Consider the following 2904-nt stretch of genomic DNA (forward strand, 5'->3'; position numbering starts at 1 on the left):
GGTTATCCACCGGTTATCCACCGGTTATCCACCGGTTATCCACCGGTTATCCACCGGTTATCCACCGGTTATCCACCGGTTATCCACCGGTTATCCACCGGTTATCCACCGGTTATCCACCGGGGCTCTTTCCTAGAATTACCCGGCTCACCAATATATGTCCTACCTATTTACAGCGGCTGCCTGGGCAAATCGGTTGAGGCTGAGGCAGCCTATCGGTTTTGCACAGACAGGCGCAAGGCCGGACAGTTACTCACCGCGCAACCAGTGTAATGTTTGGCGCAATAACCGAGAACCTAAAGGCGTTAAAATAGATTCCGGGTGAAACTGAAACCCACAAATACGGTCATGACCGTTTTTTACCCCCATGACCACCTTTTTGTAGCGCGCGTTAATCGTTAAGGTGGCGGGAATACCGGTGCAGCACAATGAATGGTAGCGCGCGACAGTCAATGGACTAGGAAGTCCTGCAAACATATCCCGTTGGTCGTGCACAATACCGGATGTTTTTCCGTGTACCGTTTCTGATGCTACAGCAACCCTTCCCCCATATGACTGAACGAGGGCCTGGTGCCCTAGACAAACACCAAGTATGGGCACTTTTCCTCGAAACAATGCAATGAAATCCAGCATACCTCCCGCTGCTTCCGGGGCGCCGGGACCGGGAGACAGAACAATCACCGGTCGAGACATCTTCTTAATGGCGCACACCAACCGGGAAAGCGGTGTGCAGTTCCTGTACACAGCGACCACTTGGTTATAGGACCGTAAAGCATCCACTAGATTATAGGTGAATGAATCCAAATTATCTAACAATAAAATATCAGACATACAGTTGCTCCGCGTTCATTTGGTGTGCATGGAAAATAGATTGTAAAACCGCCTGTGCTTTGTTTTTACTTTCCTGGACCTCCTCTGCTGGTAGCGATTCATGCACAATCCCCGCTCCAGACTGTACTGTAGCAACATCTTTTTTTACGAACGCCGAACGAATAACAATACATGTATCTAAAGACCCGTCTCCGGTGAGATACCCTACCGAACCACCGTATGATCCTCGGGGGGTAGATTCTGCTTGCGCAATGAGCTGCATAGCCCGTAGCTTCGGCGCTCCGGTTAATGTTCCCATATTCATACAGGATTGATACGCATGAAAAATATCCAGCTTTTTTTTTAGCGTACCGGTCACATGAGAAACCAGGTGCATAACATGTGAATATTTTTCTACCCGCATTAATTGAGAGACATAACGGCTGTTGGTGCAGCAGACTTTAGCTAAATCATTGCGAGCCAGATCTACCAGCATCAGGTGTTCTGATAGTTCTTTACGGTGAGTGCGTAAAGACAATTCAATACGATTATCGAGGTCCAAATCAATAGCCCCGCTGACGGAAAACCCGCGCGGGCGTGTACCTGCAATAGGGTGCAACGCAAGCACACGACTGTTAGCGTTGTATTGCAGGTAGCTCTCAGGGGAAGCGCCAAATAACGTAAAGTTAGAATCCTGCATAAAAAACATGTACGGGCTGGGATTCTGCTGTTTTAGTAAATGATAGGCTGGTAACGGGTGTGTGCAGAGACAGTAGAATTGACGGGAAGGGACCACTTGAAAGATCTCTCCTGCATCAATGTAGGTGCGCAGGTGATTAATGACAGCTGCGTATTCGGTATCACTGATGTTTCCGGTGACAGATAATGGCGTTTGCGGCGCTTGTGGAACAGGCGGCAGCTCGGGGCGTTGAAGACAGCGGTGCAGCTGCTTCATTCGGGTAGACAGTCGTTTTTTTTCAGATGGACAGGAGGAAAAAACATATGCCTGCAGCAACGCTGTTTTCTGTTTATGGTTTATATGGAGCACCGATTCGGCTAAATAAAAACATATGTCAGGACAGGGGGCAATTGACATGCGCTGCCGTGGCACCGACTCAAAAGAATGGATTAAATCATACGCAAACAGACCGCCACAAAACAATGACGCCGAGGGATCCGGGGTGTTTTGCGCTATCCGCAAGAGCCATCGAAAACAGTCAAAAATTGATGGCAGCATCAGTCTTTTGCTTTCCTCGCTGCGCGCTCCTCTGCAGGACGGAAAAGATACAATGCGCTGATGCTTCATTTTAGACATAAAAATATTTTTTGGTATAATAGCGTCTAATTGATATAAAAGGCATTCTCCGTTATCTGTAAGAGCGGTTAACGTGGCTGTATTATGTGCAGCCGTAATGCGGAGGGCGCTGTCAATAATAATTTTACTTGTCAGCTGCTGTTTACTGTCTGCGCCGGAGGATTCTAGCAGCAAAGTGTTCATTTTTCCGCCACACAATTGATGAAAGATTTGCGTCGGATCAGCATGGTAATGAGTATTTTCTGTCCAACTGGTAATAGCGCATAGTTTTGACATTTTTCAGCTCTCCATTCGCTAATAAAAAGGTTTTTATAGCTACTCTTCCTTTCTCCGCCCGGTCTGAACGTCTCGCTATAAACTGTTGTTACGTGGTATTTAAAACAGCCTAAACCGGTCTAGCAGACTGACAGGGAAAGGGTCTGCGATAGTTAATTTTTTTTTTCTTTTATTATTATTATTATTATTATTAATAAAATAAATATATATATCATTTAATATAGAAAATATATTCCATATAGATGATATAAATGTTTATCTTGCATCTAATAAAAAAAGATCTATGCCTCCTGTGGTTCGATAACCCCGGCCAAAGGAGGATACATGCACTAAATGACCAATTAACCTTACAAAAGATCGCCTCTAGCGCCCTTTTAGTACCGGTTATCCACCGGTTATCCACCGGTTATCCACCGGTTATCCACCGGTTATCCACCGGTTATCCACCGGTTATCCACCGGTTATCCACCGGTTATCCACCGGTTATCCACCGGTTATCCACC

2 protein-coding genes are annotated in these 2904 nt (G+C 46.2%); both read right to left on the minus strand.

The window, feature by feature from the left end; translation table 11 throughout:
* Positions 1-249: 249 nt before the first annotated feature.
* Positions 250-831 (minus strand): aminodeoxychorismate/anthranilate synthase component II, encoded by a 582-nt coding sequence (locus tag CINFORN2912_RS02085; protein WP_075434268.1) that lies wholly within the window; start codon positions 829-831, stop codon positions 250-252.
* Positions 824-2401, minus strand: coding sequence for an anthranilate synthase component 1 (locus CINFORN2912_RS02090; RefSeq protein ID WP_075434270.1), 1578 nt, complete (start codon positions 2399-2401; stop codon positions 824-826). Before CINFORN2912_RS02090 ends, CINFORN2912_RS02085 begins: the two co-directional genes overlap by 8 nt.
* Between the last annotated feature and the right edge of the window lie 503 nt (positions 2402-2904).

It is taken from the genome of Buchnera aphidicola, assembly GCF_900128725.1.
Classification (GTDB): Bacteria; Pseudomonadota; Gammaproteobacteria; order Enterobacterales; family Enterobacteriaceae; genus Buchnera_F; species Buchnera_F aphidicola_K.

Excerpts from the sequence above, each read along its gene's own strand:
- CINFORN2912_RS02090 (WP_075434270.1), bottom strand. The coding sequence starts at position 2,401 with ATGTCAAAACTATGCGCTATTACCAGTTGGACAGAAAATACTCATTAC.
- CINFORN2912_RS02085 (WP_075434268.1), bottom strand. The coding sequence starts at position 831 with ATGTCTGATATTTTATTGTTAGATAATTTGGATTCATTCACCTATAAT.